The following is a 25,057-nucleotide window of genomic DNA, read 5'->3' on the forward strand; positions in this document are numbered from 1 at the left end:
TCCCATGCCGAACACGGAAGTTAAGCTCTTCAGCGCCGATGGTAGTTGGGGGTTTCCCCCTGTGAGAGTAGGACGTCGCTAGGCACTTTGAAAAAAGTCTTTCCTTTAGGGGAAGGCTTTTTTTGTGCGTTTGGAAGGAAAAAGGCCAGTGACTTAAAGGCATGAAGTGCCAAGGGACGGAATCCTAAGTGCATTTCAGTGCTAAGAGCCAGTCACCTGAGTGCATTCAGGGCAAAGAGCCGGGATCCCAAGGACGGAAACCGGATGTGCACCCCTTCAGACTGCCACCATACGTCAGTAATTCCTTCATCTGATAGCTTCGTTCCTTCAGGCGCCCGCTGCGAACGATCTCTACCGCAATTCCTTTGTCAGTGGCACCAGCTCCTGCTACCTTACCCCTTAATAGATACCTAAAAATCACTACTTATCTGTACCCAACCCCTCAAATTGCACATAACCTAAAATGTGTTGTATAATCATAGTCAAAGATAGTCAAAGTCAAGGTGGGGGAGGTGGCAATGTGAAAAATATTTCTGATGTGATCGAAAACTATTTGAAAGAGGTTTTAGAGAAGAGCGGGAGTGAAATAGTGGAAATAAAGCGCAGTGAAATTGCTGAGCGTTTTCAGTGTGTGCCTTCTCAGATTAATTATGTGATGAAAACCCGTTTTACGATTGAAAGTGGCTACGTTGTGGAGAGTAAGCGTGGTGGCGGAGGGTATATACGTATTATAAAGGTAAAAAGTGATGATCACGCTCATTTAATTGATCAGATATTGGCAATTCTTCAGCCGGCAGTTCCACAGGCTGCTGCTGAGAGTGTGGTTTTCAGGTTGATTGATGAAGAAGTTATTTCTAAGCGTGAAGCAAAGCTAATGCTTAGTGCGATGGATCGTTCTACGCTTAATGTCCCGCTGCCTGTCCGGGATGAAGTAAGGGGACGTATTCTGACTGCTATGCTGACGGTTTTAAAATATCAATAAGGTCGCGGGGTGATCGAGATGATGTGTGAGCAATGCCAGGAGCGGCCTGCTGCTGTTCATTTAAAGAACGTGGTGAATGGAAAGACGACAGAGGTTCATTTATGTGAAGTGTGTGCCCAGGATAAGGGCGAGGCTTTTATGAATGATGATGGTGCTTTTTCATTCAACCATCTGCTTGCAGGGCTGTTGAATGTTTCGCCGGTTATGAAGCAGAATCAGCCAACACAAAATAGGCGTGGGACAGTGGAATGCAGCGGCTGCCAGATGACATTTGACCAGTTTTTAAAGATTGGGAAGTTTGGCTGTCCTAAGTGTTATGAGTCATTCAGAGACCAGCTGCCACCTATTTTAAAAAGGCTGCACAGCGGTAATACTGTTCATCAGGGGAAGCTGCCTGAACGTCAGGGCGGAACGATTCACATGAAGAGGAAGGTCAGTGATCTTCGTGTTGAATTGAAGTCATTGATTGAGCAGGAGGAGTTTGAACAGGCTGCGACCATTCGTGATCAGATCCGTTCTCTTGAAAAAGAAATAGATAGTGAAAGGGGCGGTGCTGATGAGTCTTAAGAGGTTTTTGAATCAGGCGGTCAGCTCCTGGATGAATGAGGATGGTCCTGCTTCTGAGATTGTTCTGTCTACGAGGATCAGACTCGCCAGGAACCATAACCAGTACGCGTTTCCTACTGTATTTACAAAGGAAGAGGCGGAACAGACTGCCCAGGCAATGAGAGCTGCTGTAGAGCAGGCAGGGTATCCGCTTGAAGAACTGAAAATGAATGAACTTCAGGGACTTGAGAAAAGGGTGCTTGTAGAAAAGCATCTGATCAGTCCGAATCTTGCAGAAGATACAGGCTCGTCATCTGTGTGGCTGTCAGATCAGGAAGATATCAGTCTGATGGTCAATGAAGAGGATCATTTAAGAATTCAGTGTCTGTTTCCGGGGCTTCAGTTAAAAGAGGCTTTACGGAAGGCGCTTGAAATTGATGATGCGATTGAACAGCATTTTGATTATGCATTTGATGAGAATTTTGGTTATCTGACGACGTGCCCGACAAATGTGGGGACGGGATTGCGTGCATCTGTTATGATGCATTTACCAGGATTAATGATGACCCATCAGATGAACCGGATTATTCCTGCGATTGGACAATTTGGTCTGGTGGCGAGAGGAATTTACGGTGAAGGCAGCGAAGCTTTAGGTAACATCTTTCAGATCTCCAACCAGACGACTCTCGGTAAGTCTGAAGAAGACATTACGGAGGATCTGCTGCATGTGGTGGATCAGATTATTGCCCAGGAGAAAGCTGCCCGGGAAGCACTGGTGAAGTCATCAGGTATTCAGCTTGAAGACAGAGTGTTCCGGTCATATGGAACGCTGCGTTACAGCAGAGTGATTGAGTCAAAGGAAGCGGCGAAATGTCTGTCGGATGTTCGCCTCGGTATTGATCTTGGCTTCATTGAAAATGTGTCGAGAAGCATTTTGAATGAGCTGATGATTTTAACGCAGCCAGGATTTTTACAGCAGTATGCAGGAGGTTTCCTGCGTCCTGTGGAAAGAGATATCAGACGTGCTTCGCTGATCCGCGAGCGTCTGGAGATGGATGTAAGTAAAGATAAAGGAGGATCAGACTTATGATGTTTGGACGATTCACAGAGAGAGCACAAAAAGTATTAGCATTGGCACAGGAAGAGGCGATCCGTCTTTCCCATTCAAATATCGGTACTGAGCATATCCTTCTTGGTCTCGTTCGTGAAGGAGAGGGCATTGCAGCGAAAGCACTGCAGACGCTTAATTTGAGCACAACGAAAATTCAGGAAGAAGTAGAAGAATTGATCGGCAAAGGGACAGAACAGTCACCGAGCGTTCACTATACACCTAGAGCAAAGAAAGTGATTGAGCTTTCAATGGATGAAGCGCGTAAGCTTGGTCATTCCTATGTAGGAACTGAACATATCCTTCTTGGCTTAATCCGTGAAGGAGAAGGCGTGGCAGCACGTGTACTCAATAACCTTGGCGTGAGCCTGAATAAAGCCCGCCAGCAGGTGCTTCAGCTTCTTGGCAGTAATGAAGCAGGCAGCCAGCAGGCATCAAACGCGAGCGCAAATACGCCGACGCTTGACGGACTTGCACGTGACCTGACAGTCATTGCACGTGAAGGAAGCCTTGATCCGGTTATCGGAAGAAGCAAGGAAATCCAGCGTGTGATTGAAGTGTTAAGCCGCCGTACGAAGAATAACCCTGTATTAATCGGTGAGCCTGGTGTCGGTAAAACAGCAATTGCTGAAGGGCTGGCACAGCAGATTGTACAAAATGAAGTGCCGGAAATTCTGCGTGATAAGCGCGTCATGACACTTGATATGGGTACAGTTGTTGCAGGTACAAAATACCGCGGTGAATTTGAAGACCGTCTGAAAAAGGTAATGGATGAGATCCGCCAGGCGGGTAACGTCATTCTGTTCATCGACGAGCTTCATACATTAATTGGTGCAGGCGGAGCAGAGGGTGCGATTGATGCATCCAACATCCTGAAGCCGTCACTTGCACGCGGTGAGCTTCAGTGTATCGGTGCGACAACGCTTGATGAATACCGTAAGTATATCGAGAAGGACGCAGCGCTTGAGCGACGTTTCCAGCCGATTCAGGTAGATGAGCCGACAGCTGAAGAGTCAGTGCTTATTCTAAAAGGGCTGCGTGACCGCTATGAAGCCCACCATCGCGTATCGATTACAGATGCAGCGATTGAAGCTGCAGTGAAAATGTCTGACCGTTATATCTCAGACCGTTTCCTTCCGGATAAAGCAATTGATTTAATTGATGAAGCAGGCTCTAAAGTGCGTCTGCGTTCATATACAACACCGCCTAATCTGAAAGAACTTGAAGCTAAGCTTGAAGGCATCCGTAAAGAAAAGGATGCAGCCGTTCAGAGTCAGGAATTTGAAAAAGCAGCGTCTCTGCGTGATTCTGAGCAGAAGACGAAAGAGAAGCTTGAAGAAACGAAGAAAGAGTGGAAAGAAAAGCAGGGTCAGGAGAATACTGAAGTCACTGTTGAAGATATTGCGCACGTTGTCTCTACGTGGACAGGTGTACCGGTATCACGCCTTGCTGAGACTGAAACGCAGAAGCTTCTGCATCTTGAAGATTCGCTTCACGGCCGCGTCATCGGTCAGGAAGATGCTGTAACAGCTATTGCTAAAGCAGTACGCCGTGCCCGTGCAGGTCTGAAGGATCCGAAGCGTCCGATCGGTTCATTCATTTTCCTTGGACCAACCGGTGTCGGTAAAACAGAACTTGCCCGCGCGCTTGCTGAATCAATGTTCGGTGAAGAGGATGCGATGATTCGTATCGATATGTCTGAGTATATGGAAAAACACTCGACATCACGTCTTGTCGGTTCACCTCCAGGCTATGTAGGATATGAAGAAGGCGGCCAGCTGACTGAGAAAGTCCGCCGCAAGCCATACTCAGTCGTGCTGCTTGATGAGATTGAAAAAGCGCACCCTGATGTCTTTAATATTCTTCTTCAGGTACTTGAAGATGGACGCCTGACAGATTCTAAAGGCCGTACAGTCGACTTCCGCAACGTCGTACTGATTATGACGTCAAACGTTGGTGCAAGTGCACTGAAACAGAACCGTCATGTAGGATTTGCGGTACAGGATTCCAGTCAGGATTACAAGGATATGAAAGGCAAAGTGCTTGAAGAATTAAAGCGCGCCTTCCGTCCGGAGTTCCTGAACCGTATCGATGAAACCATTGTGTTCCATTCTCTTGAAAAGAACCATTTAAAACAGATCGTATCACTGATGTCAGGAGAGCTTGTTAAGCGCCTGAAGGAAAAAGACATTGATCTGGTGATTACAGAAGCTGCAAAAGAAAAAATTTCAGATGAAGGTTTCGATCCTGAATACGGAGCGCGTCCGCTGCGCCGTGCGATTCAAAAGCATATCGAAGACCGCCTGTCTGAAGAGCTGCTGAAAGGCAATGTGCTTGAAGGCTACAGAGTGGAAATTGATTATAAAGACGGTGAGTTTACCGTATCACGTAAAGAAGAAGCGGATGTAACGCAATAATGGCTGAAGGTGCACGTGTGAATGAATACAATCACGTGCACCTTTTTTAACGGAGGTTATCAGTTTGGCAAAAAAGAAATCCAAGTTTATGTGTACGTCATGCGGGTATGAGTCTGCTAAATGGATGGGTAAATGTCCGGGGTGTGGAGAGTTCAATACGATGGTGGAAGAAGTAACGGTGACTGGCAAACAGCCGAGAAAATCTTTTACCCATACACCGGAAGGCAGCCAGTCTAAGGCGACACCGCTGATTAAAGTTGAGACACAGGAAGAAACGCGCGTTTTGACAAAAATGCAGGAGTTAAACCGCGTGCTCGGTGGGGGCGTTGTTCCCGGTTCTATGGTGCTGATCGGGGGAGATCCCGGTATCGGAAAATCCACGCTGCTGCTCCAGGTATCATCACAGCTCGCTGAAACGAAAAATAAAGTGCTTTATATCTCAGGTGAGGAATCAATCAAACAGACGAAGCTTCGTGCTGACCGCCTGAGTGTTACCTCAGAAGAGCTGATGATCTATGCTGAGACAAACCTTGAGTCGATTCACCACTCCATCGAGCAGGTATCCCCTGATATTGTCATTATTGATTCTATTCAGACGGTCTATCACCCTGAAGTCACATCAGCACCCGGAAGCGTTACGCAGGTACGTGAATGTACAGCGGAACTGATGCGGATTGCCAAGACGAAGAATATTGCGATTTTCCTTGTGGGGCACGTAACGAAAGAAGGGTCTATTGCAGGGCCGAGAATCTTAGAACATATGGTAGATACCGTCCTCTATTTTGAAGGGGAGCGTCATCATACTTACAGAATTCTGCGCGCTGTGAAAAACCGTTTTGGTTCGACAAATGAAATGGGTATTTTTGAAATGCGTGAAGAAGGGTTAAGAGAGGTCGGCAACCCGTCAGAGATTTTCCTTGAAGAACGCTCCCAGGGGGCCGCCGGTTCGACAGTTGTGGCATCAATGGAAGGAACGCGGCCGATTCTCGTTGAAATTCAGGCACTTGTCACACCGACAAGCTTTAACAACCCGAGAAGAATGGCGACAGGAATTGATCAGAACCGTGTGTCTCTTTTAATGGCAGTACTTGAAAAGCGTGTCGGACTGATGCTGCAGACGCAGGATGCCTATCTGAAAGTAGCGGGTGGTGTGAAGCTGGATGAGCCGGCAGTTGACCTTGCTGTACTTGTCAGTATTGCGTCAAGCTACCGGGACGAGCCGCCGAAGCCTTTTGACTGTATGATCGGTGAGGTTGGGCTGACTGGTGAGGTGCGCAGAGTGTCAAGGATCGAACAGCGTGTTCAGGAAGCGGCAAAGCTTGGCTTTAAGCGTGTCATAATCCCTGAAAATAATATTGGGGGCTGGACGTTCCCGGAAGGCATTGAAATTATTGGCGTATCAAATGTAGCAGAAGCACTGAAGAAGACATTGGAGGGATAAAAGATGGATAACAGGAGAAGAAAGCGCCCGTCAGCTGATATTATTCAGCTTGTTGCACCGGGTACACCTTTTAGAGAAGGAATTGATAATGTGCTGCGTGCAGGGACAGGCGGACTGATTGTTGTCGGATGCAACGATAAGATGAAGCCGCTTGTAGACGGGGGCTTTCAGATCCATTGTCCATTTTCCCCGACTTATCTGTATGAACTTGCGAAGATGGATGGTGCGATTATTCTCAATGAATCAGGGAGCAAGATTCTCATTGCCAATGCGCAGCTGAATCCGAGCCCGATGGTTCCTTCATCTGAAACCGGTATGCGTCACAGAACAGCTGAGCGGGTGGCAAGAGAGACAGATTCGCTTGTGATTGCGATTTCACAGAGACGGAATGTCATTACGCTGTACAAAGGAACTTACCGTTACGCATTAAAAGAGATTGCTGTGATTTTAGCGAAAGCGAATCAGGCACTTCAGACACTTGAGAAATATCGCACTGTGCTTGATCAGAGCCTGTCACACTTAACACTTCTTGAATATGAGGAAGCGGTGACGTATAACGATGTCTTACAGGTGATTCACCGTTTTGAAATGGTCATCCGTATTAAAAATGAGCTCCTGCTCTACCTGAATGAACTGGGGTCTGAAGGCCGTCTTGTTAGACTGCAGCTGAATGAGCTGCTTGCTGACCTTGAAAAAGAAGCGGCTATGGTCATCAGGGATTATGCTTCATATGATCAGGCCAGCGCCCATGATATGTATGAGGCGTTTGCTGAAAAAGTGTCATCTAAAATCATGGAGGATGAATCCATCATGAAGATGCTCGGTCATCCGTCATCAACTGAATATGAGAGTCAGGCAGTGCCACGAGGGTATCGTGTACTGAATAAGATTCCAAGGCTTCCGCTTACGATTATTGAAAATATCATAGGGGATTTCGGTACGCTTGATCAGTTGAAGAAGGCGACGGTTGAAGAACTTGATGAAGTCGATGGAATTGGAGGCGTCCGGGCAAGAAAAATCAAAGAAGGATTGAAGTCAGTGAAAGAACAGTCTTTGGCGGACCACTAACAAAAAATGGTTTGTAAGCATTCTCTTTGTATGATATGATAATTCATTTTTATTAAAATTGACTTGCTTATTACTGTCATGCTACTCTTTTCACAAGCTTTATTTATAGAAAAATTTTCATCTGAGGAGGTGAAGGAATGTTAAAACGTATTATTCAAGTCTGTTTCCTGATCGTCGGCGGAACATTAGGCGTATTTTTATTACCTGAATTAGTCCTTATACCTTTTAATCTTGATTATGCACTTTTAAACAACCCTTATGTGACTGCTATTTTAGGAGCGATCATCTTTTATGCTGCTACGTTTTGGGCGATTAAGTATGTAGTTAATTTTATTACCTGGGCAGAGGATTCTCTTGTAAAGGCACCTGTTACAGATATTTTATTCGGGGCACTTGGACTGATCATCGGTCTGATTACCGCTTTCCTTCTGGGGGTGGCAGTTAATGATATTGAGATTCCAATCGTTAATACTGTTGTTCCGATTCTGTTAACACTGATTCTCGGGTATCTTGGATTCCAGGTTGGTTTCACAAAAAGGGACGAACTGGTCCAGCTGTTTTCACGAGGCGGTGCAGCTAAAAGAGCAGAAGAATCTGCTGCAAAAGAAGTCAGTGATGTTCCGGCTTCAAAGCGCCACAAGATCCTTGATACAAGCGTGATTATTGACGGTCGTATTGCGGATATCTGTCAGACAGGCTTTTTGGACGGTGAGATTGTCATTCCTCAATTCGTGCTTGGTGAACTGCAGCATATTGCGGATTCATCAGACGCACTGAAGCGTAACCGGGGCCGCCGGGGACTTGATATTTTAAAAAGAATTCAGCGTGATATCCCGATTCAGGTTACGATTTATGAAGGTGATTTTGAAGAGATCCAGGAAGTCGACAGTAAGCTTGTAAAGCTTGCAAAAGTACTGAATGGTATTGTTGTGACTAATGACTTTAACTTAAATAAAGTATGTGACCTGCAGGATGTGCAGGTGCTGAATATTAATGACCTTGCCAATGCTGTAAAACCTGTTGTGCTCCCGGGTGAAGAACTGCACGTACAAATGATCAAAGACGGTAAAGAACAGAACCAGGGAATTGCCTACCTTGATGACGGCACGATGATCGTAGTAGAGGACGGCAAAAACTTTATCGGCAAACATATCGATGTAATCGTAACGAGTGTGCTTCAGACTTCAGCCGGCCGCATGATTTTCGCTAAGCCGAAGTCGTATGAAAAAGCACTGTAAAAGGAGTTTCAGATGACATATGAAGTGGTAATTCCGGCAGCGGGCCGGGGCAAACGCATGGGAGCAGACCGCAATAAGCTGCTGCTTGACTTAAAAGGGATTCCGGTTATCATCCATACGCTGCAGGTATTTGAACGCGATCCGTTATGCAGCGGCGTGATTCTTGTCATTCACCCTGACGACAAAATGATACTTCAAAAGCTGATTGATCAGTATCATCTGACAAAAATCACGCAGATGGTGCCAGGCGGTGCTGAACGTCAGCACAGTGTCTATGAAGGACTCAAAAAGGCAGCTGCTAAGGTTGTGATGGTTCATGACGGGGCGCGTCCTTTTATCAGTGAGGATGTCATCCACAAGCTTGCAGAAGCCGCTGCATCAGAAGGCGGTGCGATTGCGGCTGTTCCTGTAAAAGATACAATTAAAAAAGTTCAAAATGGCACAGTAACGGAAACAGTTGAGCGTTCAGATCTGTGGTCAGTTCAGACACCTCAGGCTTTTTTGCTTGAGGTGCTGATGGCTGCCCATGAGAATGCAGTCCGTATAGATTTTCTCGGCACAGATGAAGCGTCACTGGTCGAAAAAACTGGCGGAAAAGTAGCGGTTATTGAGTCGGATTATGATAATATAAAGCTGACAACAAAAGAAGATCTCGTTTTTGCTGAAGCGATTTTAGCGAAAAACGGTCAATAGAGAGGGGAAACTGCCATGTTTCGAATTGGACAGGGCTATGACGTCCATCAGCTTGCAGAGAACCGTCCACTCATTATCGGCGGGGTAACAATTCCTTATGAAAAAGGACTTCTCGGTCATTCAGATGCAGATGTGCTGCTTCATGTAGTGGCAGATGCAGCGCTGGGTGCGATCGGTGAAGGTGATATAGGAAAGCATTTTCCGGATACAGATCCGGAATTTAAGGATGCCGATTCAAAGAAACTGCTTCAGCACGTCTGGGGCATTGTCAGAGAGAACGGCTACCGGTTAGGCAACATAGACTGTACGATTATTGCACAAAAGCCAAAGATGGCGCCTCATATCAGTGATATGCGCAAAGTAATCGCAGAGCTTCTCGAAGCGTCAGAAGGCCAGGTCAACGTCAAAGCGACAACAACTGAGCAGCTGGGCTTTGAAGGACGCGGCGAAGGCATCGCTGCACAGGCAGTTATTCTTTTACAGAAAACATAATAAGTTAAGCTGCTTAAAGTCGTTTTGGATTTATAAACTCATAGGGGCATGATTTTATAAAAATACACTTTGTAACATGCACAGCGGTGATCGCAGTGGAAGGCGGCGACTCCGGGACGATTAGAGGGAAGCTGAGACCCCGCAGCCGAAGGCGAGGAGGCTCAGCAACCTCCGTCCGGAAAGCGTCCGCCTGAAACGGAGATCTAACGCCAAAATATTAAGCAATCATTCTAGGAGGATTTTTTTATGTCTACAGACATTCGCGTGCGTTACGCACCAAGCCCGACAGGACACCTGCATATCGGGAACGCAAGAGCAGCATTATTTAACTATCTATTCGCAAGAAGCCACAACGGGACATTCATTATCCGCGTTGAAGATACTGATACAAAGCGGAACATTGAAGGTGGAGAAGAATCTCAGCTTGAGTATCTGAAGTGGCTCGGCATTGACTGGGATGAAAGCATTGATGTCGGCGGAGACTACGGCCCATACCGCCAGTCAGAGCGTAATGACCTTTACAAAAAGCACTATGATGACCTGCTTGAGCGCGGGCTTGCATATAAATGCTATTGCACAGAGGAAGAACTTGAAGCAGAACGCGAAGGACAGATCGCACGCAGCGAAATGCCGCGTTACAGCGGAAAGTGTCGCAACCTGACAGATGAAGAGCGTGCAGCACTTGAAGCGGAAGGCCGCAAGCCGAGTATCCGTTTTGCTGTACCGCAGGGGAAGACGTATACATTCAATGATATCGTAAAAGACGATGTGTCATTTGAAAGTGATGGTATCGGCGACTTTGTTATTGTGAAAAAAGACGGGATTCCGACTTACAACTTCGCAGTGGCAGTAGATGATCACTATATGGAAATCTCTCATGTACTGCGCGGAGATGACCACATTTCCAATACACCGAAGCAATTGATGATTTATGAGGCGTTCGGATGGGATATTCCGAAGTTCGGTCATACGACACTGATTGTCAATGAAGAGCGCAAGAAGCTGAGCAAGCGTGACGGCTCAATTATTCAGTTCATTGAGCAGTATAAAGACCTTGGCTATCAGCCGGATGCGTTATTCAACTTTATTGCCCTGCTTGGCTGGTCACCTAAAGGCGAAGATGAGCTATTCTCAAAAGAAGAGCTGATTGAACGCTTTGATGCTGACCGTCTGTCGAAGTCACCGGCAGTATTTGACACGAAAAAGCTTGAGTGGATGAATAATCAGTATATGAAGAATCTTGACCTTGATGAGGTTGTGGCGCTGTCAGTTCCTCACCTTGAAGAAGCAGGTAAGATTTCAAAAGACCGCACAGCTGAACAGAATGAGTGGGTGAGAAAGCTTGTAGCACTTTATCAGGAGCAGATGAGCTATGGTGCTGAGATCGTGGCACTGTCTGAACTGTTCTTTAAAGATGAGATCGCTTATGACGAAGAAGCGAGCGCAGTCCTTGCTGAGGAGCAGGTGCCTGAAGTAATGGCAGAACTGAGCCGCCAGCTTGAAGCACTTGAAAACTTCGAAGCGGCAGAAATTAAAAAGGCGATTAAAGCAGTACAGAAAGAAACCGGTCATAAAGGTAAAAAACTGTTTATGCCAATCCGTGTAGCAGCGACTGGTCAGACACATGGACCGGACCTTCCGAGTGCAATTGAAGTATTAGGAAAAGAAAAAGTACTTGCACGCCTTGCGAAGCTGACTGATTAACATTTTGAAAAGAATAGTATATAGTATGTCTATAGAAAACTTTTAAACAGCTGATGAACACAGTGATATAAATAAAAGCTTTGAGAGGGAGAAGTAGGAAAAGTGGAAGCGCCGAAAGAGAGAACCGCCATCAGGCTGAAAGCGGTTTGGGCTGAATGCTTTCTGAAATGCACCCTTGAGCCTTTTGCTGAAAGTTGATGTAGGCAACAGCGGTTCAGGCCGTTATCCTGACTAAGTTGGGGGCAGTATTGCCTCAAACAGAGTGGAACCGCGCAAAAGCGTCTCTGTCATTTGACAGAGACGCTTTTTCTATTTTAAAACAGTTAATTCTGATCGTATTAGTTGGATTTGAGTGTAAATCGGATAAAATGAAAGGAGTGAACCGTATGTTCAAGCGGATTCGTGAAGATATAGATACGGTGTTCGACCAGGACCCGGCAGCCCGCTCAGCTTTTGAAATCGTTCTGACTTATTCAGGGCTTCATGCAATCTGGGCTTACAGGATCGCACACTGGTTTTATAAGCGGAAAATGTTCTTTATTGCCCGGGCAATATCGCAAATTGCAAAGGTTCTCACAGGCATTGAAATTCATCCTGCAGCAAAAATCGGGCGCCGCTTTTTCATTGACCACGGCATGGGTGTCGTCATTGGAGAAACGTGCGAAATCGGGAATAACGTGACGGTTTTTCAGGGGGTAACCTTAGGTGGGACCGGTAAAGAAAAAGGAAAGCGTCACCCGACACTTGAAGATAACGTACTGATTGCTACAGGTGCAAAAGTGCTCGGATCGATTATTGTCGGTGAGAATTCAAAAGTTGGAGCGGGATCTGTTGTATTAAAAGACGTACCTGCGAATTCCACAGTTGTTGGTATACCAGGTAAGGTCGTGATCAGAGACGGCAAGAAAGTCCGCAGGGATCTTGATCATCAGGATATGCCGGACCCGATCTGGGAGCGGATCAGAACACTCGAAACAGAACTGGCTTTTGTTAAAGATCAGCTGAAGAAAGAACGTGAAAGGAGCTCACAGCCATGAGCATTCAAATGTATAACACTGTAACAAGAAAGAAAGAACCGTTTAAACCGCTAGAAGAAGGAAAAGTATCCATGTATGTGTGCGGTCCAACCGTTTACAACTATATTCATATTGGGAATGCACGTCCGCCGATCGTCTTTGATACAGTCAGACGTCACCTTGAATACAGAGGATACGATGTCAATTATGTATCTAACTTTACAGATGTAGACGACAAATTGATCCGTGCAGCTAATGAACTTGGTGAAGAAGTGCCTGCAGTGGCAGAGCGTTTCATTGACGCTTATTTTGAAGACGTGGGTGCACTTGGATGCGCGCGCGGTACTGCACATCCGCGTGTAACAGAAAACATTGACCTGATCATTGAGTTCATCGAGTCACTGATCGAGAAGGACTTTGCTTATGAATCAGGCGGTGATGTCTATTACCGCACAAGAAAGTTCAATGGTTACGGCAAGCTTTCTCACCAGTCAATTGATGAGCTGCGCATTGGTGCAAGAATTGAGTCTGATGAGCGAAAAGAAGATGAACTGGATTTCGTTCTCTGGAAAGCGGCGAAAGAAGGAGAAATTTCCTGGGAAAGTCCATGGGGAGAAGGGCGTCCGGGCTGGCATATTGAGTGCTCTGCAATGGCACGCAAGTATCTCGGAGATACAATTGATATTCATGCAGGCGGTCAGGATCTGGCTTTCCCTCACCATGAAAATGAAATTGCCCAGTCTGAAGCCTTAACCGGTAAACCATTCGCCAACTACTGGCTCCACAATGGTTATATCAACATTGATAATGAAAAAATGTCAAAATCACTCGGTAACTTTGTCCTTGTGCATGACATTTTAAAAGAAGCAGATCCGCAGGTGCTGAGATTCTTTATGCTGTCTGTACATTACCGTCATCCGATTAACTATAACCGCGAATTGCTTGAAGCGGCGGGGGCGGGACTTGACCGGATCCGTACAGCTTATGAAAACTTAAAGCACCGTAAAGAAGCAAGCTCAGGACTGACTGAAAACGATACAGAATGGTTTGAAAAAGTTGCAGCACAGAAAGAAGCATTTATTAAAGAAATGGATGATGACTTTAATACAGCCAACGCGATCTCTGTTCTGTTTGATCTTTCAGGAGAAGCAAATCTTTATTTAAGAGAAAAGAATACCTCTCCGGAAGTCATTGATGCATTTACGGATACACTAAAAGAACTAGCAGGTGTACTTGGCATTGAAATGAAAGAGCAGGAAATGCTTGATGAAGACATTGATGCGCTCATTCAAAAACGTGAGACAGCGCGTAAAGATCGTGATTTTGCGACAGCAGATGCCATTCGTGATCAGCTGAAAGACATGAATATTATTCTGGAAGATACAAAACAGGGTATCCGCTGGAGAAGAGGGTAATATGACGTATTCATCTCCACTTGATCCAAAGCAGTTGAATGCACTTGCGCTTGCCTATATGGGGGATGGTGTCTATGAGCAGTATGTCAGGCACCATCTTCTCAAGATCGGCACCATCCGCCCCCATGCCCTGCAGCGGGAAGCGATCCGTTATGTATCAGCAAAAGCACAGGCGCAGGTACTGCATCAGATGTTTGAAGAAGAGCTGTTTACTGAAGAGGAGATGGCGATCATCAGACGTGGACGCAATGCCAAGTCAGGCAGCGTACCTAAGAACACAGATGTCGCCACTTACCGTTACAGCACAGCATTTGAAGCAGTGATCGGCTATTTATATTTAACAGAACAAAAAGAACGTATGGAAGAAATTATATTAAAGGCGATTTCCATGATAGTGGAAAGCAGAAAGGAGCCGGGCAATGAGTGAAGAGTTTATTGGCGGCAAAAATCCGGTACTTGAAGCACTGAGAGCCGGAAGAGAAATCAATAAGATCTGGATTGGTGAAGGATCTCAGAAAGGACAGATGCAGCAGGTGATTCAGCTGGCTAAAGAGGCGAATGTACTTGTGCAGTTTGTACCGAAAAAGAAGATTGACCAGCTGTTGGATGGGCAGCACCAGGGTGTTGTTGCATCAATCGCAGCTTATGAATATGCAGAACTTGATGATGTGTTTGCCCTGGCTGAAAAAAAGGGTGAGGATCCGTTTATCATGATCTTAGATGAGCTTGAAGATCCCCATAACCTCGGTTCGATTATGAGAACAGCAGATGCAGTCGGCGTTCACGGCATTATTATTCCAAAGCGCCGCGCGGTTGGTCTGACTGCGACAGTAGCGAAAGCTTCAACAGGAGCGATTGAACATGTGCCGGTTGTGCGCGTGACGAACCTTTCCCGTACGCTGGATGAGCTGAAAGATAAAGGATTATGGATTGCCGGAACGGATGCAAAAGGCAGTGAAGACTATCGCCGTTTTGATGGCACGATGCCTGTTGGTCTCATTATCGGTAGTGAGGGAAAAGGAATGAGCAGAATCCTGCGTGATAAATGTGATTTTCTGATCCACCTTCCGATGAGTGGACATGTTACTTCGCTGAACGCTTCAGTTGCCGCAAGCATTCTGATGTATGAAATCTACCGCCGCCGTCATCCGCTGGAAGGATGACGTGCGATGAAAAACGTGCTGCTCGTCGATGGCTACAACATTGTAGGCGCCTGGCCTGAATTAACTGAATTAAAAAGCCACGACCTTGGTTCAGCGCGGGACAGGCTGATTGAAATGATGGCGGAATACCAGGGCTATACGGGCCACCGCGTCATTATTGTCTTTGATGCGCAGTTTGTCGAAGGCATGTCCAAAAAAATGTATAACTACCGCGTAGAAATTATTTTCACGCGGAAAAATGAGACGGCTGATGAGCGGATTGAAAAGCTTGCAATTGAACTGAATGATATACGTACCCAGGTGATTGTAGCAACTAGTGATTACACAGAGCAATGGGCAATATTCGGTCAGGGAGCGCTCAGAAAGTCCGCCCGTGAACTTTTAATTGAAGTGAAGCAAATTGAGAAGAAAATATCAAAAAATATTGAAAAAAACCAGTCAGCACGCCCTGTATCCAAAATTCCGATCAGTGATGAAGTCGCCGAAATATTCGAAAAATGGAGGCGTGGAGACAAATGAGCGGTTGACGCTCGAAAATTCAGTAAAGTATAATATTTCTATCTATTTGTTTCACAGAGTCGGGGGGATCCATTTGAACGCACATACTCAGACGTCGGACCGAAACTTATTCAGCGGAATGGAAGACGATAAGATCATCGAACTGATTCATCATGGTAACAGCGATGCACTTGATTTTCTGATTAATAAATACCGCCAATTCGTCAGGGTGAAAGCCCGCTCTTATTTTCTGATTGGAGCTGACAAGGAAGATATTATACAAGAAGGCATGATTGGACTTTATAAGGCAATCAGAGACTACAAGGGTGAGAAACTGACATCCTTTAAGGCATTTGCCGAGCTTTGTATTACCCGCCAGATTATTACCGCTATCAAAACAGCAACCCGCCAGAAGCACATCCCGCTTAATTCCTATGTGTCCCTGGATAAGCCAATCTATGATGAGGAGTCTGACAGGACGCTGATGGATGTCATTTCACCTGCCAAGCCGACTGACCCCGAAGCACTCGTGATCCATCGGGAGGAGTTCAGTAAGATTGAAGGGAAAGTAGCTGAGCTGCTCAGTGACCTTGAAAGGAAAGTGCTTGCACTATACCTGGATGGTCAATCCTATCAGGAAATATCTGAAGAACTGGATCGTCATGTCAAATCAATTGATAATGCACTTCAGCGTGTCAAAAGAAAGCTTGAGCGCTATCTGGAGGCGCGGGAATTGACTTTCTAGCTTGAATGTTATATTGACACAACTTCCATAGAGTGTTATTTTTTAAAGGATGCACATCCTGAAAAGGAATGAACATTATGACTAAAAAGACAATCCTTGCCTGTACGGAATGCGGGTCCCGTAATTATACGATTCCTGCAAACGGTAACAGACAGACCGATAGATTAGAAGTAAAGAAATTTTGCCGTTACTGCAATGCACATACTGTTCATAAACAGACAGTATAATGGTCTGCCCCCGGGCAGGCACTAATGATTAACACTGGTTGGAGGGTACGTCATCATGAGTAAAATCAGCAACTTTTTTCGTAACGTTGCTTCCGAAATGCGCAAGGTCAGCTGGCCAAAGCGTAAAGAACTTACAAAGTACACTGTTACAGTACTATCAACAGTTGTCTTTGTTGCAGTGTTCTTTTTCGTAGTTGATATGGGTATTGATGCGATCATTAACTGGATTTTATAATCCGCTTTGTTTTCGCAACTGATCAGCATTTCGTGTACAATAGCAGGAGACATGCAAAAGCCCGTTTAACGGGTTTTTTCATTGTTTAAAATGATTTTTGGATATTATGACTGTCAGATAGATAAGTGTTATGTGAAAAAAGGCAAGCGCCTTAAAAGAGGAGGAACCCCTTCGTGGAAAAGAATTGGTATGTTGTTCACACATATTCCGGTTACGAGAATAAGGTGAAAATGAACTTGGAAAAACGGGTAGAGACAATGGGGATGCAGGATAAAATCTTCCGCGTGGTTGTACCTGAAGAAGAAGAGACTGAAATTAAAGATGGTAAAGCAAAAACAGTGAAGCGTAAAACATTCCCTGGTTATGTGCTTGTAGAAATCGTAATGACAGATGACTCATGGTACGTTGTGCGTAATACGCCGGGCGTAACAGGCTTCGTCGGATCATCAGGCGGCGGCGCAAAGCCGACTCCGCTGCTTCCGGAAGAAGTTACACAGCTGCTTAAGCAGATGGGTATGCAGGAGCGCACAATCGATGTGGACTTTGAACTTGGTGAAAATGTAACCGTGAACGACGGTCCATTCGCTAACTTTGCAGGCGTGATCGAAGAGATCGACGCTGATAAAGGAAAAGTGAAAGTACTCGTTAACATGTTCGGCCGTGAAACACCGGTTGAACTTGAATTCACACAGATTACGAAGCTGGATTAAGAGGTGTTACAGCGGTTTTGATTCGATTAATGAAAAGGGACTTTACTAAGAGGTTTAATAAAACCCATCTTTAGTATCGGCACAGCTCTTGGTTGTAGCGGAAGGGGGCGACTCCAGCAGGAGAAGTCGGACAGGTGAGACCCCGCAGTGCGAAGCGCGAGGAGGCTCACCGCCGACCCTGCGGAAAGCGTCCCCCTGGAGCTACAACCAACAGCCAACTTGAATATAACCAAGAGAAAAAACCGCTTATTTCACCAATTTCCTTAAAATATAAAAAGAACGTCTTGAATTATGATTTGAAAGATGGTAACATCTTTTAAGTCAGTATGTCTCAATAGAGAGACTGAACTAACATTTTATATTCTTTATATAAAAAGAATCAGTTTTGAGTGGGAGGGCAAAAACAAAAGCCCTATTACCACATCACGGACTTAAGGAGGTGTGTCTCGTGGCTAAAAAAGTTATTAAAATGGTAAAGCTTCAAATCCCTGCTGGGAAAGCTAATCCAGCTCCGCCGGTAGGTCCTGCACTAGGTCAGGCTGGTGTTAACATTATGGGATTCTGTAAAGAGTTTAACGCTCGTACAGCTGATCAGGCTGGTCTTATCATCCCTGTTGAAATTACGGTTTTTGAAGACCGTTCATTTACATTCGTTACTAAAACTCCGCCGGCTGCAGTTCTTCTTAAGAAAGCAGCAGGAATCGAGTCAGGTTCTGGTGAACCAAACCGCAACAAAGTAGCGGCTGTCAAGCGTGACAAGGTACGTGAAATCGCGGAAACAAAAATGCCAGATCTTAACGCAGCTGATGTTGAAGCAGCAATGCGTATGGTCGAAGGTACGGCTCGAAGCATGGGTATCACGATTGAAGACTAATTGATGTTTTGTTTTTGGACTGGGTTGCGAAGCTGAAGAACTTTCACTCGCAACCTTTATTCGTGGGAGGTTATTCCGCTAAAACCACATTAGGAGGAACTTATAATGGCTAAAAAAGGTAAAAAGTATCAAGAAGCTGCAAAGCTTGTTGACCGTTCAGTAAACTACTCAGTAACTGAAGCAATCGAGCTTGCACAAAAGACAAGCACAGTAAAATTCGATGCAACAGTGGAAGCAGCATTCCGTCTTGGAATCGATACTCGTAAAAACGACCAGCAGATCCGTGGAGCAGTAGTGCTTCCAAACGGAACTGGTAAAACGCAAAGCGTTCTTGTTTTCGCTAAAGGCGAAAAAGCGAAAGAAGCTGAAGCGGCTGGCGCAGACTACGTAGGAGACAGCGAGCTTGTTCAAAAGATTCAGGGCGGCTGGTTTGATTTCGACGTAATCGTTGCAACACCTGACATGATGGGTGAGGTTGGTAAGCTTGGACGTGTCCTTGGACCAAAAGGCCTTATGCCAAACCCTAAAACTGGTACAGTTACATTTGACGTTGAGAAAGCTGTTAATGAAATCAAGGCTGGTAAAGTTGAATACCGTGCTGAAAAGTCTGGTATCATCCACGTGCCAATCGGTAAGGTTTCATTTGATCAGGAAAAGCTTGTTGAAAACTTCAATGCAATCTTTGATGTTGTTCAAAAAGCGAAGCCATCTTCATCTAAGGGTACTTACATGAAGTCAGTAGCTGTAACAACGACTATGGGCCCTGGAATCAAGGTTGACCCATCTTCTGTAACAGTAAAATAATTTCTGAAACTTATTGACACAACGGGAGAACGTCTGATATGATGTTCTCTGTTGTGAAATTATATATTCATTTGTACCGTAGACAGCAGGTGTCTCAGACTTAATTTCCTGCCGAGGTCATGACGATTAAAAGAACTTTCTTTTATTTGAAATGATACGCCTCTATGTCTACTTTCCGGCATAGAGGCTTTTTTATGATCGGGACGGTATAGGTGTACAGCAAATATTACAGGAGGTGTTAGGATGAGCAGTATTATCGAGCAAAAGAAACAGGTTGTAACAGAAATCCAGGAAAAGCTTCAATCAAGTGCAGCATCTGTAATTGTTGACTACCGCGGACTATCTGTTTCAGAAGTAACTGAGCTTCGTAAACAGCTTCGTGAAGCAGGCGTTGAGTTTAAAGTATACAAAAACTCAATGACTCGCCGTGCGGCAGAAGCTGCTGGTCTTGAAGGTCTTGATGAAAGCCTTACAGGTCCTAATGCAATCGCATTTTCTGCTGAAGATGTTGTTGCGCCAGCGAAGATTCTTAACAACTTTGCGAAAGACCACGAAGCACTTGAACTTAAAGCAGGTGTGATCGAAGGTACTGTAGCGTCACTTGACCAGGTGAAAGCTCTTGCGGAACTTCCATCACGCGAAGGCCTACTTTCTATGCTTCTTAGCGTTCTTACTGCGCCAATGCGCGGATTCGCATTTGCGACTCAAGCAGTTGCAGATCAAAAAGAAGAACAGGGCGCATAATTCCCTGTTAACCGGATAGCAATATCCAAAAAAACTAAAAACATTCCACGAGGAGGAACTATATCATGACTAAAGAACAAATGATCGAAGCAATCAAAGAAATGACAGTTCTTGAACTGAACGACCTAGTAAAAGCAATCGAAGAAGAATTCGGCGTATCTGCTGCTGCTCCTGTAGCTGTAGCTGGTGGCGGAGGCGGCGAAGCTGCTGCTGAGCAAACTGAATTTGACGTTGTTCTTACTGAAGCTGGTTCTCAGAAGATCAAGGTTATCAAAGTGGTTCGTGAAATCACTGGTCTTGGCCTGAAAGAAGCGAAAGAAATGGTTGATAACACACCTAAAGCTGTTAAAGAAGGCGCTTCTAAAGAAGAAGCTGAAGAGCTTAAAGCTAAACTTGAAGAAGTTGGCGCTGGCGTAGAAGTTAAGTAATTTTGCCTTAAGAGAAAGTCCGCTTGAAATATAGCGGGCTTTTTTTATCGAAAAGAAGAAGGGTGGAGTGATCAGAGTGGCAGATCATTATTACTCAAAGAAACCCGGCGTTGAAAGTAAACCGAACTGGTGGAACTATACGCTTCGCGGTCATGTCATCAAATTTAAAACCGATCAGGGTGTATTCTCAAAAAAAGAAGTAGATTTCGGTTCGAGGGTGCTAATTGAAGCGTTCGAAGAGCCTGTAACCGGGGGTCCGGTCCTGGATGTGGGCTGCGGCTACGGTCCGATTGGTTTGTCGCTCGCTAAAAGTATGCCCGAGCGAAGTGTTCACATGGTAGATGTGAATGAGCGGGCGCTTGAATTAGCAAAAGAAAATGCGGAACAAAACCAGATTCGCAATATCTCAATTTATGAAAGTGATTGCCTTGATCAGGTGGAGGAGCAGTCTTTTGCAGCCATTCTTACAAATCCGCCGATCCGCGCAGGGAAGCAGACTGTACACCGCATTTTTGAACAGAGTGCAGAAAAACTTACCTCAGGCGGTGAGCTTTGGGTAGTCATTCAAAAAAAACAGGGCGCACCATCCGCTAAGGCGAAGCTTGAAGAATTATTCGGTGCTGTGGAAACGGCTGATAAGCAAAAAGGCTACTTTATCTTCCGTGCGAAAAAAGATTGACCGGCTATAACGGTTGTGTTACTATTATAAGATGTAAAAATATTAATATCAGTAAGTATGTCCATTTTGTATAAATGGGCTGTCTTTTGGGTAAAATGGTTTAAATAAAGTTTTAAAGAATAGAAAATGTGGAGATTTCCCGTTTTCTATTTGTGTTATGTTCGTTTTTTCTTTTTTAAAGAAATAAACGGACACTAAAATGCTTGATTTGAGGGGTGAATCAGTTGACAGGTCAACTAGTTCAGTATGGACGACACCGCCAGCGCAGAAGCTATGCGCGTATTAGTGAGGTGCTGGATTTACCGAATCTGATAGAGATTCAGACAGCTTCTTACGACTGGTTTTTAGAAGAAGGATTACGCGAAATGTTCCGAGATATTTCGCCGATCGAAGATTTCACAGGCAACTTGTCACTTGAGTTTATTGATTACAGCCTTGGTGAGCCGAAATATTCTGTTGATGAATCTAAGGAGCGCGATGTAACTTATTCTGCGCCGCTTCGTGTGAAGGTTCGTCTATTGAATAAAGAAACCGGTGAAGTAAAAGACCAGGATGTATTTATGGGAGACTTCCCGCTGATGACTGAAACAGGTACCTTCATTATTAATGGAGCAGAACGTGTTATCGTTTCTCAGCTTGTACGTTCTCCAAGTGTATATTTCCACGATAAAATGGATAAAAACGGGAAGAAAGGCTTTGGCGCAACGGTTATTCCAAACCGTGGTGCGTGGCTTGAGTACGAAACTGATGCAAAAGACGTTGTTCACGTCCGTATCGACCGTACGCGTAAGCTTCCTGTGACTGTATTACTGCGTGCACTTGGTTTTGGTTCGGATCAGGAGATTATTGACCTGGTTGGAGACAACGAGTATATCCGTAATACGCTTGAAAAAGACAATACCGAAAGTGTTGAAAAAGCGCTTCTGGAAATCTATGAGCGTCTGCGTCCGGGCGAGCCCCCGACAGTAGAAAATGCGAAGAGTCTTCTGGAATCCCGTTTCTTTGACCCTAAGCGTTACGATCTGGCTAATGTAGGCCGTTATAAAATGAATAAAAAGCTTCATATTAAGAACCGTCTTTTCGGTCAGGTGCTTGCTGAAACGCTTGCTGATCCGGAAACTGGCGAAATTATCGCAGAAAAAGGAACATTACTTGACCGCCGTAATCTTGATAAGCTGATTCCTAACCTTGAAAGCGGAGTAGGTTTCATGACTTACAATCAGGTGAGTGGAGTTGTCGAAGAAGACTTAAAGCTTCAGACAATTAAAATTCAGGTACCTAATTCTGAAGAAGGTCAGGAAATTAATGTAATCAGTAATGCATATGTTGATGACAGCGTGAAAAACATCACGGTAGCTGACATTGTATCTTCAATCAGTTACTTCTTTAACCTGCTGCACGGCGTTGGCTTAACAGATGATATTGATCACCTTGGTAACCGTCGTCTGCGTTCAGTAGGGGAGCTTCTTCAAAACCAATTCCGTATTGGTCTCTCACGTATGGAGCGTGTTGTTCGTGAAAGAATGTCTATTCAGGATACGAATACAATTACGCCTCAGCAGCTGATTAACATTCGCCCTGTAATCGCGTCTATTAAAGAGTTCTTTGGAAGCTCTCAGCTTTCTCAGTTCATGGATCAGACAAATCCGCTTGCAGAATTAACGCATAAGCGTCGTCTTTCTGCGCTTGGACCGGGTGGTTTGACACGTGAACGTGCAGGCTTTGAAGTACGTGACGTACACTATTCTCACTATGGCCGTATGTGTCCGATCGAGACACCTGAGGGCCCGAACATCGGTCTGATCAACTCACTTTCAAGCTTCGCAAAGGTAAACCGTTTCGGCTTCATCGAGACACCTTACCGCCGCGTTGACCCTGAAACTGGCAGAGTGACAGAACGCATTGATTATCTGACTGCTGATGAAGAGGATAATTATGTTGTAGCACAGGCAAATGCCCGTCTTGGTGATGACGGTTCATTCCTTGATGAAGAAGTTGTTTCCCGTTTCCGCGGTGAGAACACTGTATTCAAGCGTGACCGTATTGACTATATGGATGTATCGCCTAAGCAGGTCGTATCTGCTGCGACAGCATGTATCCCGTTCCTTGAAAACGATGACTCGAACCGTGCGTTAATGGGAGCGAACATGCAGCGTCAGGCAGTTCCGTTAATGAATCCGGAAGCGCCTTTTGTAGGTACAGGAATGGAACACGTTTCTGCGAAGGATTCAGGTGCTGCTGTTATTAATAAGCATGAAGGAATCGTTGAGCGCGTACAGGCAAACCAGGTTTGGGTACGCCGCTTAGTAGATGTGGACGGCAGGGAAACTGAAGCCGACCTTGATAAGTACAAGCTGCAGAAATTCATACGTTCCAACCAGGGAACATGCTACAACCAGCGTCCAATCGTTGCTGTAGGTGACCGCGTTGAAAAAGGTGAAATTCTTGCAGACGGACCATCGATGGAAGCAGGAGAGCTTGCGCTTGGACGTAACGTTCTTGTCGGCTTCATGACATGGGACGGTTTTAACTACGAGGATGCTGTTATCATGAGTGAGCGCCTTGTAAAAGATGATGTATACACGTCTATTCATATTGAAGAATATGAATCAGAGTCCCGTGATACAAAGCTTGGACCTGAAGAAATCACACGTGACATTCCTAACGTTGGTGAAGATGCACTGCGCAATCTTGACGACCGTGGAATCATCCGTGTCGGTGCTGAAGTAAAAGACGGCGATATTCTTGTTGGTAAAGTAACGCCTAAGGGTGTAACGGAACTGACAGCTGAAGAGCGTCTGCTTCATGCAATCTTTGGTGAAAAAGCACGTGAAGTACGTGATACGTCACTTCGTGTACCACACGGAGCAGGCGGAATCATCCTTGATGTGAAAATCTTTAACCGTGAAGACGGCGATGAGCTGCCTCCTGGTGTAAACCAGCTGGTACGTGTCTATATCGTACAGAAGAGAAAGATCTCTGTAGGGGATAAGATGGCCGGACGTCACGGTAACAAGGGTGTTATCTCACGTATTCTTCCGGAAGAAGATATGCCATATCTTCCAGACGGCACGCCGATTGACATTATGTTAAATCCACTGGGTGTACCATCCCGTATGAACATCGGTCAGGTTCTTGAGATGCACATGGGAATGGCTGCCCGCGCAATGGGTATTCATATTGCTACACCGGTATTTGATGGTGCCAATGAGGAAGACGTTTGGGAAACAATCGCAGAATCAGGTATGTCACGTGATGGTAAGACAGTTCTTTATGATGGAAGAACCGGCGATCCGTTCGACAACCGTGTATCTGTCGGCGTCATGTATATGATCAAGCTGGCTCACATGGTTGATGACAAGCTTCACGCACGTTCAACAGGACCATACTCACTTGTTACACAGCAGCCACTGGGCGGTAAAGCACAGTTCGGCGGACAGCGTTTCGGTGAGATGGAGGTTTGGGCACTTGAAGCATACGGTGCTGCATATACACTTCAGGAAATTCTAACTGTCAAATCAGATGACGTTGTCGGACGTGTGAAAACGTACGAAGCGATCGTTAAAGGTGACAGCGTTCCGGAACCGGGCGTTCCTGAATCATTTAAAGTATTAATCAAAGAACTTCAGAGTCTTGGCATGGACGTGAAGATGCTGTCTGCCAACGATGAAGAAATCGAAATGCGCGACCTGGATGACGATGACGACATCCACCAGGCTGATGCATTGAATATTGCCCCGGAAACAGAAGCAGCGGCTTCTGAAACTGTCGGCACGAAAGAATAGTTGTGACACTGGGAATCAACAAAAGGGTGAAACCTTTAAACGAAA

At 45.4% G+C, this 25,057-nt stretch carries 25 protein-coding genes, 1 rRNA gene and 2 other annotated features; all 26 genes read left to right on the forward strand.

All coding sequences use genetic code 11. The features are described from left to right. A 5S ribosomal RNA gene (gene rrf, locus JOD21_RS16810) occupies positions 1 to 84 on the forward strand; the annotation flags it as partial. Between the two features lie 436 nt (positions 85 to 520). Continuing rightward, positions 521 to 982 (forward strand): CtsR family transcriptional regulator, encoded by a 462-nt coding sequence (locus JOD21_RS16815; protein WP_204730721.1) that lies wholly within the window; start codon positions 521 to 523, stop codon positions 980 to 982. A gap of 18 nt (positions 983 to 1,000) precedes the next feature. Continuing rightward, complete coding sequence (locus JOD21_RS16820) at positions 1,001 to 1,549, forward strand: protein-arginine kinase activator protein McsA (RefSeq protein WP_204730722.1); 549 nt, start codon at positions 1,001 to 1,003, stop codon at positions 1,547 to 1,549. Further along, positions 1,539 to 2,618: a protein-arginine kinase McsB gene (locus tag JOD21_RS16825; RefSeq protein WP_204730723.1), complete on the forward strand. Its 1,080-nt coding sequence runs from the start codon at positions 1,539 to 1,541 to the stop codon at positions 2,616 to 2,618. Before JOD21_RS16820 ends, JOD21_RS16825 begins: the two co-directional genes overlap by 11 nt. Continuing rightward, the gene (gene clpC / locus JOD21_RS16830) at positions 2,615 to 5,053 is read left to right on the forward strand and encodes an ATP-dependent protease ATP-binding subunit ClpC (RefSeq protein ID WP_204730724.1); all 2,439 of its coding nucleotides are present in this window, start codon (positions 2,615 to 2,617) and stop codon (positions 5,051 to 5,053) included. The genes JOD21_RS16825 and clpC overlap by 4 nt, the downstream gene beginning before the upstream one ends. Before the next feature lie 64 nt (positions 5,054 to 5,117). Further along, complete coding sequence (radA, locus tag JOD21_RS16835; protein ID WP_204730725.1) at positions 5,118 to 6,494, forward strand: DNA repair protein RadA; 1,377 nt, start codon at positions 5,118 to 5,120, stop codon at positions 6,492 to 6,494. Positions 6,495 to 6,497: 3 nt separating this feature from the next. Then, entirely contained in the window at positions 6,498 to 7,562 is a 1,065-nt protein-coding gene (gene disA, locus JOD21_RS16840) for a DNA integrity scanning diadenylate cyclase DisA (RefSeq protein ID WP_204730726.1), read from the forward strand. Positions 7,563 to 7,699: 137 nt separating this feature from the next. After that, positions 7,700 to 8,800: a PIN/TRAM domain-containing protein gene (locus JOD21_RS16845; protein WP_204730727.1), complete on the forward strand. Its 1,101-nt coding sequence runs from the start codon at positions 7,700 to 7,702 to the stop codon at positions 8,798 to 8,800. A 12-nt stretch (positions 8,801 to 8,812) separates the two neighbouring features. After that, on the forward strand, positions 8,813 to 9,493 hold the full coding sequence (gene ispD, locus JOD21_RS16850; RefSeq protein ID WP_204730728.1) for a 2-C-methyl-D-erythritol 4-phosphate cytidylyltransferase: 681 nt from the start codon (positions 8,813 to 8,815) through the stop codon (positions 9,491 to 9,493). Between the two features lie 15 nt (positions 9,494 to 9,508). Next, positions 9,509 to 9,985 (forward strand): 2-C-methyl-D-erythritol 2,4-cyclodiphosphate synthase, encoded by a 477-nt coding sequence (gene ispF / locus JOD21_RS16855; protein WP_204730729.1) that lies wholly within the window; start codon positions 9,509 to 9,511, stop codon positions 9,983 to 9,985. A 246-nt stretch (positions 9,986 to 10,231) separates the two neighbouring features. Continuing rightward, a complete protein-coding gene (gene gltX, locus JOD21_RS16860; RefSeq protein ID WP_204730730.1) occupies positions 10,232 to 11,689 on the forward strand; it encodes a glutamate--tRNA ligase in 1,458 nt (485 codons plus the stop codon). A gap of 71 nt (positions 11,690 to 11,760) precedes the next feature. Further along, positions 11,761 to 11,978 (forward strand) — a binding site (T-box leader). Positions 11,979 to 12,075: 97 nt separating this feature from the next. Then, complete coding sequence (gene cysE, locus JOD21_RS16865; RefSeq protein WP_039806237.1) at positions 12,076 to 12,726, forward strand: serine O-acetyltransferase; 651 nt, start codon at positions 12,076 to 12,078, stop codon at positions 12,724 to 12,726. After that, positions 12,723 to 14,120 (forward strand): cysteine--tRNA ligase, encoded by a 1,398-nt coding sequence (cysS, locus tag JOD21_RS16870; RefSeq protein WP_204730731.1) that lies wholly within the window; start codon positions 12,723 to 12,725, stop codon positions 14,118 to 14,120. Before cysE ends, cysS begins: the two co-directional genes overlap by 4 nt. Before the next feature lies 1 nt (position 14,121). After that, positions 14,122 to 14,547 (forward strand): Mini-ribonuclease 3, encoded by a 426-nt coding sequence (locus JOD21_RS16875; protein WP_204730732.1) that lies wholly within the window; start codon positions 14,122 to 14,124, stop codon positions 14,545 to 14,547. After that, on the forward strand, positions 14,540 to 15,283 hold the full coding sequence (gene rlmB, locus JOD21_RS16880) for a 23S rRNA (guanosine(2251)-2'-O)-methyltransferase RlmB (RefSeq protein WP_204730733.1): 744 nt from the start codon (positions 14,540 to 14,542) through the stop codon (positions 15,281 to 15,283). Before JOD21_RS16875 ends, rlmB begins: the two co-directional genes overlap by 8 nt. A 6-nt stretch (positions 15,284 to 15,289) precedes the next feature. Further along, entirely contained in the window at positions 15,290 to 15,802 is a 513-nt protein-coding gene (locus JOD21_RS16885; RefSeq protein ID WP_204730734.1) for an NYN domain-containing protein, read from the forward strand. Positions 15,803 to 15,806: 4 nt separating this feature from the next. Further along, on the forward strand, positions 15,807 to 16,526 hold the full coding sequence (sigH, locus tag JOD21_RS16890) for an RNA polymerase sporulation sigma factor SigH (RefSeq protein ID WP_204730755.1): 720 nt from the start codon (positions 15,807 to 15,809) through the stop codon (positions 16,524 to 16,526). A 77-nt stretch (positions 16,527 to 16,603) separates the two neighbouring features. After that, the gene (gene rpmG, locus JOD21_RS16895; RefSeq protein WP_084218539.1) at positions 16,604 to 16,753 is read left to right on the forward strand and encodes a 50S ribosomal protein L33; all 150 of its coding nucleotides are present in this window, start codon (positions 16,604 to 16,606) and stop codon (positions 16,751 to 16,753) included. Between the two features lie 55 nt (positions 16,754 to 16,808). Next, on the forward strand, positions 16,809 to 16,988 hold the full coding sequence (secE, locus tag JOD21_RS16900) for a preprotein translocase subunit SecE (RefSeq protein ID WP_041120822.1): 180 nt from the start codon (positions 16,809 to 16,811) through the stop codon (positions 16,986 to 16,988). Positions 16,989 to 17,161: 173 nt separating this feature from the next. Beyond that, the gene (nusG, locus tag JOD21_RS16905) at positions 17,162 to 17,698 is read left to right on the forward strand and encodes a transcription termination/antitermination protein NusG (RefSeq protein ID WP_204730735.1); all 537 of its coding nucleotides are present in this window, start codon (positions 17,162 to 17,164) and stop codon (positions 17,696 to 17,698) included. A gap of 448 nt (positions 17,699 to 18,146) precedes the next feature. Continuing rightward, positions 18,147 to 18,572 (forward strand): 50S ribosomal protein L11, encoded by a 426-nt coding sequence (gene rplK, locus JOD21_RS16910; protein WP_039806251.1) that lies wholly within the window; start codon positions 18,147 to 18,149, stop codon positions 18,570 to 18,572. A 105-nt stretch (positions 18,573 to 18,677) separates the two neighbouring features. Continuing rightward, complete coding sequence (rplA, locus tag JOD21_RS16915) at positions 18,678 to 19,376, forward strand: 50S ribosomal protein L1 (protein ID WP_204730736.1); 699 nt, start codon at positions 18,678 to 18,680, stop codon at positions 19,374 to 19,376. A 58-nt stretch (positions 19,377 to 19,434) separates the two neighbouring features. After that, positions 19,435 to 19,578: a sequence feature (ribosomal protein L10 leader region), on the forward strand. A 41-nt stretch (positions 19,579 to 19,619) separates the two neighbouring features. Next, positions 19,620 to 20,120 (forward strand): 50S ribosomal protein L10, encoded by a 501-nt coding sequence (rplJ, locus tag JOD21_RS16920; RefSeq protein WP_204730737.1) that lies wholly within the window; start codon positions 19,620 to 19,622, stop codon positions 20,118 to 20,120. 65 nt (positions 20,121 to 20,185) lie between these two features. Next, the gene (gene rplL, locus JOD21_RS16925; protein ID WP_041120826.1) at positions 20,186 to 20,548 is read left to right on the forward strand and encodes a 50S ribosomal protein L7/L12; all 363 of its coding nucleotides are present in this window, start codon (positions 20,186 to 20,188) and stop codon (positions 20,546 to 20,548) included. 76 nt (positions 20,549 to 20,624) lie between these two features. After that, positions 20,625 to 21,227, forward strand: a complete 603-nt coding sequence (locus JOD21_RS16930; RefSeq protein WP_204730738.1) for a methyltransferase — start codon at positions 20,625 to 20,627, stop codon at positions 21,225 to 21,227. Positions 21,228 to 21,451: 224 nt separating this feature from the next. After that, the gene (gene rpoB, locus JOD21_RS16935; protein WP_204730739.1) at positions 21,452 to 25,012 is read left to right on the forward strand and encodes a DNA-directed RNA polymerase subunit beta; all 3,561 of its coding nucleotides are present in this window, start codon (positions 21,452 to 21,454) and stop codon (positions 25,010 to 25,012) included. The last annotated feature ends 45 nt before the right edge of the window (positions 25,013 to 25,057 follow it).

It is taken from the genome of Jeotgalibacillus terrae (assembly GCF_016908195.1).
Classification (GTDB): Bacteria; Bacillota; Bacilli; order Bacillales; family Jeotgalibacillaceae; genus Jeotgalibacillus; species Jeotgalibacillus terrae.

Bases quoted from the DNA above. Each gene is read 5' to 3' on its own strand.
- JOD21_RS16820 (WP_204730722.1), top strand. From the start codon at position 1,001: ATGATGTGTGAGCAATGCCAGGAGCGGCCTGCTGCTGTTCATTTAAAG.
- JOD21_RS16825 (WP_204730723.1), top strand. From the start codon at position 1,539: ATGAGTCTTAAGAGGTTTTTGAATCAGGCGGTCAGCTCCTGGATGAAT.
- clpC (WP_204730724.1), top strand. From the start codon at position 2,615: ATGATGTTTGGACGATTCACAGAGAGAGCACAAAAAGTATTAGCATTG.
- disA (WP_204730726.1), top strand. From the start codon at position 6,498: ATGGATAACAGGAGAAGAAAGCGCCCGTCAGCTGATATTATTCAGCTT.
- JOD21_RS16845 (WP_204730727.1), top strand. From the start codon at position 7,700: ATGTTAAAACGTATTATTCAAGTCTGTTTCCTGATCGTCGGCGGAACA.
- ispD (WP_204730728.1), top strand. From the start codon at position 8,813: ATGACATATGAAGTGGTAATTCCGGCAGCGGGCCGGGGCAAACGCATG.
- ispF (WP_204730729.1), top strand. From the start codon at position 9,509: ATGTTTCGAATTGGACAGGGCTATGACGTCCATCAGCTTGCAGAGAAC.
- gltX (WP_204730730.1), top strand. From the start codon at position 10,232: ATGTCTACAGACATTCGCGTGCGTTACGCACCAAGCCCGACAGGACAC.
- cysE (WP_039806237.1), top strand. From the start codon at position 12,076: ATGTTCAAGCGGATTCGTGAAGATATAGATACGGTGTTCGACCAGGAC.
- cysS (WP_204730731.1), top strand. From the start codon at position 12,723: ATGAGCATTCAAATGTATAACACTGTAACAAGAAAGAAAGAACCGTTT.
- JOD21_RS16875 (WP_204730732.1), top strand. From the start codon at position 14,122: ATGACGTATTCATCTCCACTTGATCCAAAGCAGTTGAATGCACTTGCG.
- rlmB (WP_204730733.1), top strand. From the start codon at position 14,540: ATGAGTGAAGAGTTTATTGGCGGCAAAAATCCGGTACTTGAAGCACTG.
- JOD21_RS16885 (WP_204730734.1), top strand. From the start codon at position 15,290: ATGAAAAACGTGCTGCTCGTCGATGGCTACAACATTGTAGGCGCCTGG.
- rpmG (WP_084218539.1), top strand. From the start codon at position 16,604: ATGACTAAAAAGACAATCCTTGCCTGTACGGAATGCGGGTCCCGTAAT.
- secE (WP_041120822.1), top strand. From the start codon at position 16,809: ATGAGTAAAATCAGCAACTTTTTTCGTAACGTTGCTTCCGAAATGCGC.
- rplA (WP_204730736.1), top strand. From the start codon at position 18,678: ATGGCTAAAAAAGGTAAAAAGTATCAAGAAGCTGCAAAGCTTGTTGAC.
- rplJ (WP_204730737.1), top strand. From the start codon at position 19,620: ATGAGCAGTATTATCGAGCAAAAGAAACAGGTTGTAACAGAAATCCAG.
- rplL (WP_041120826.1), top strand. From the start codon at position 20,186: ATGACTAAAGAACAAATGATCGAAGCAATCAAAGAAATGACAGTTCTT.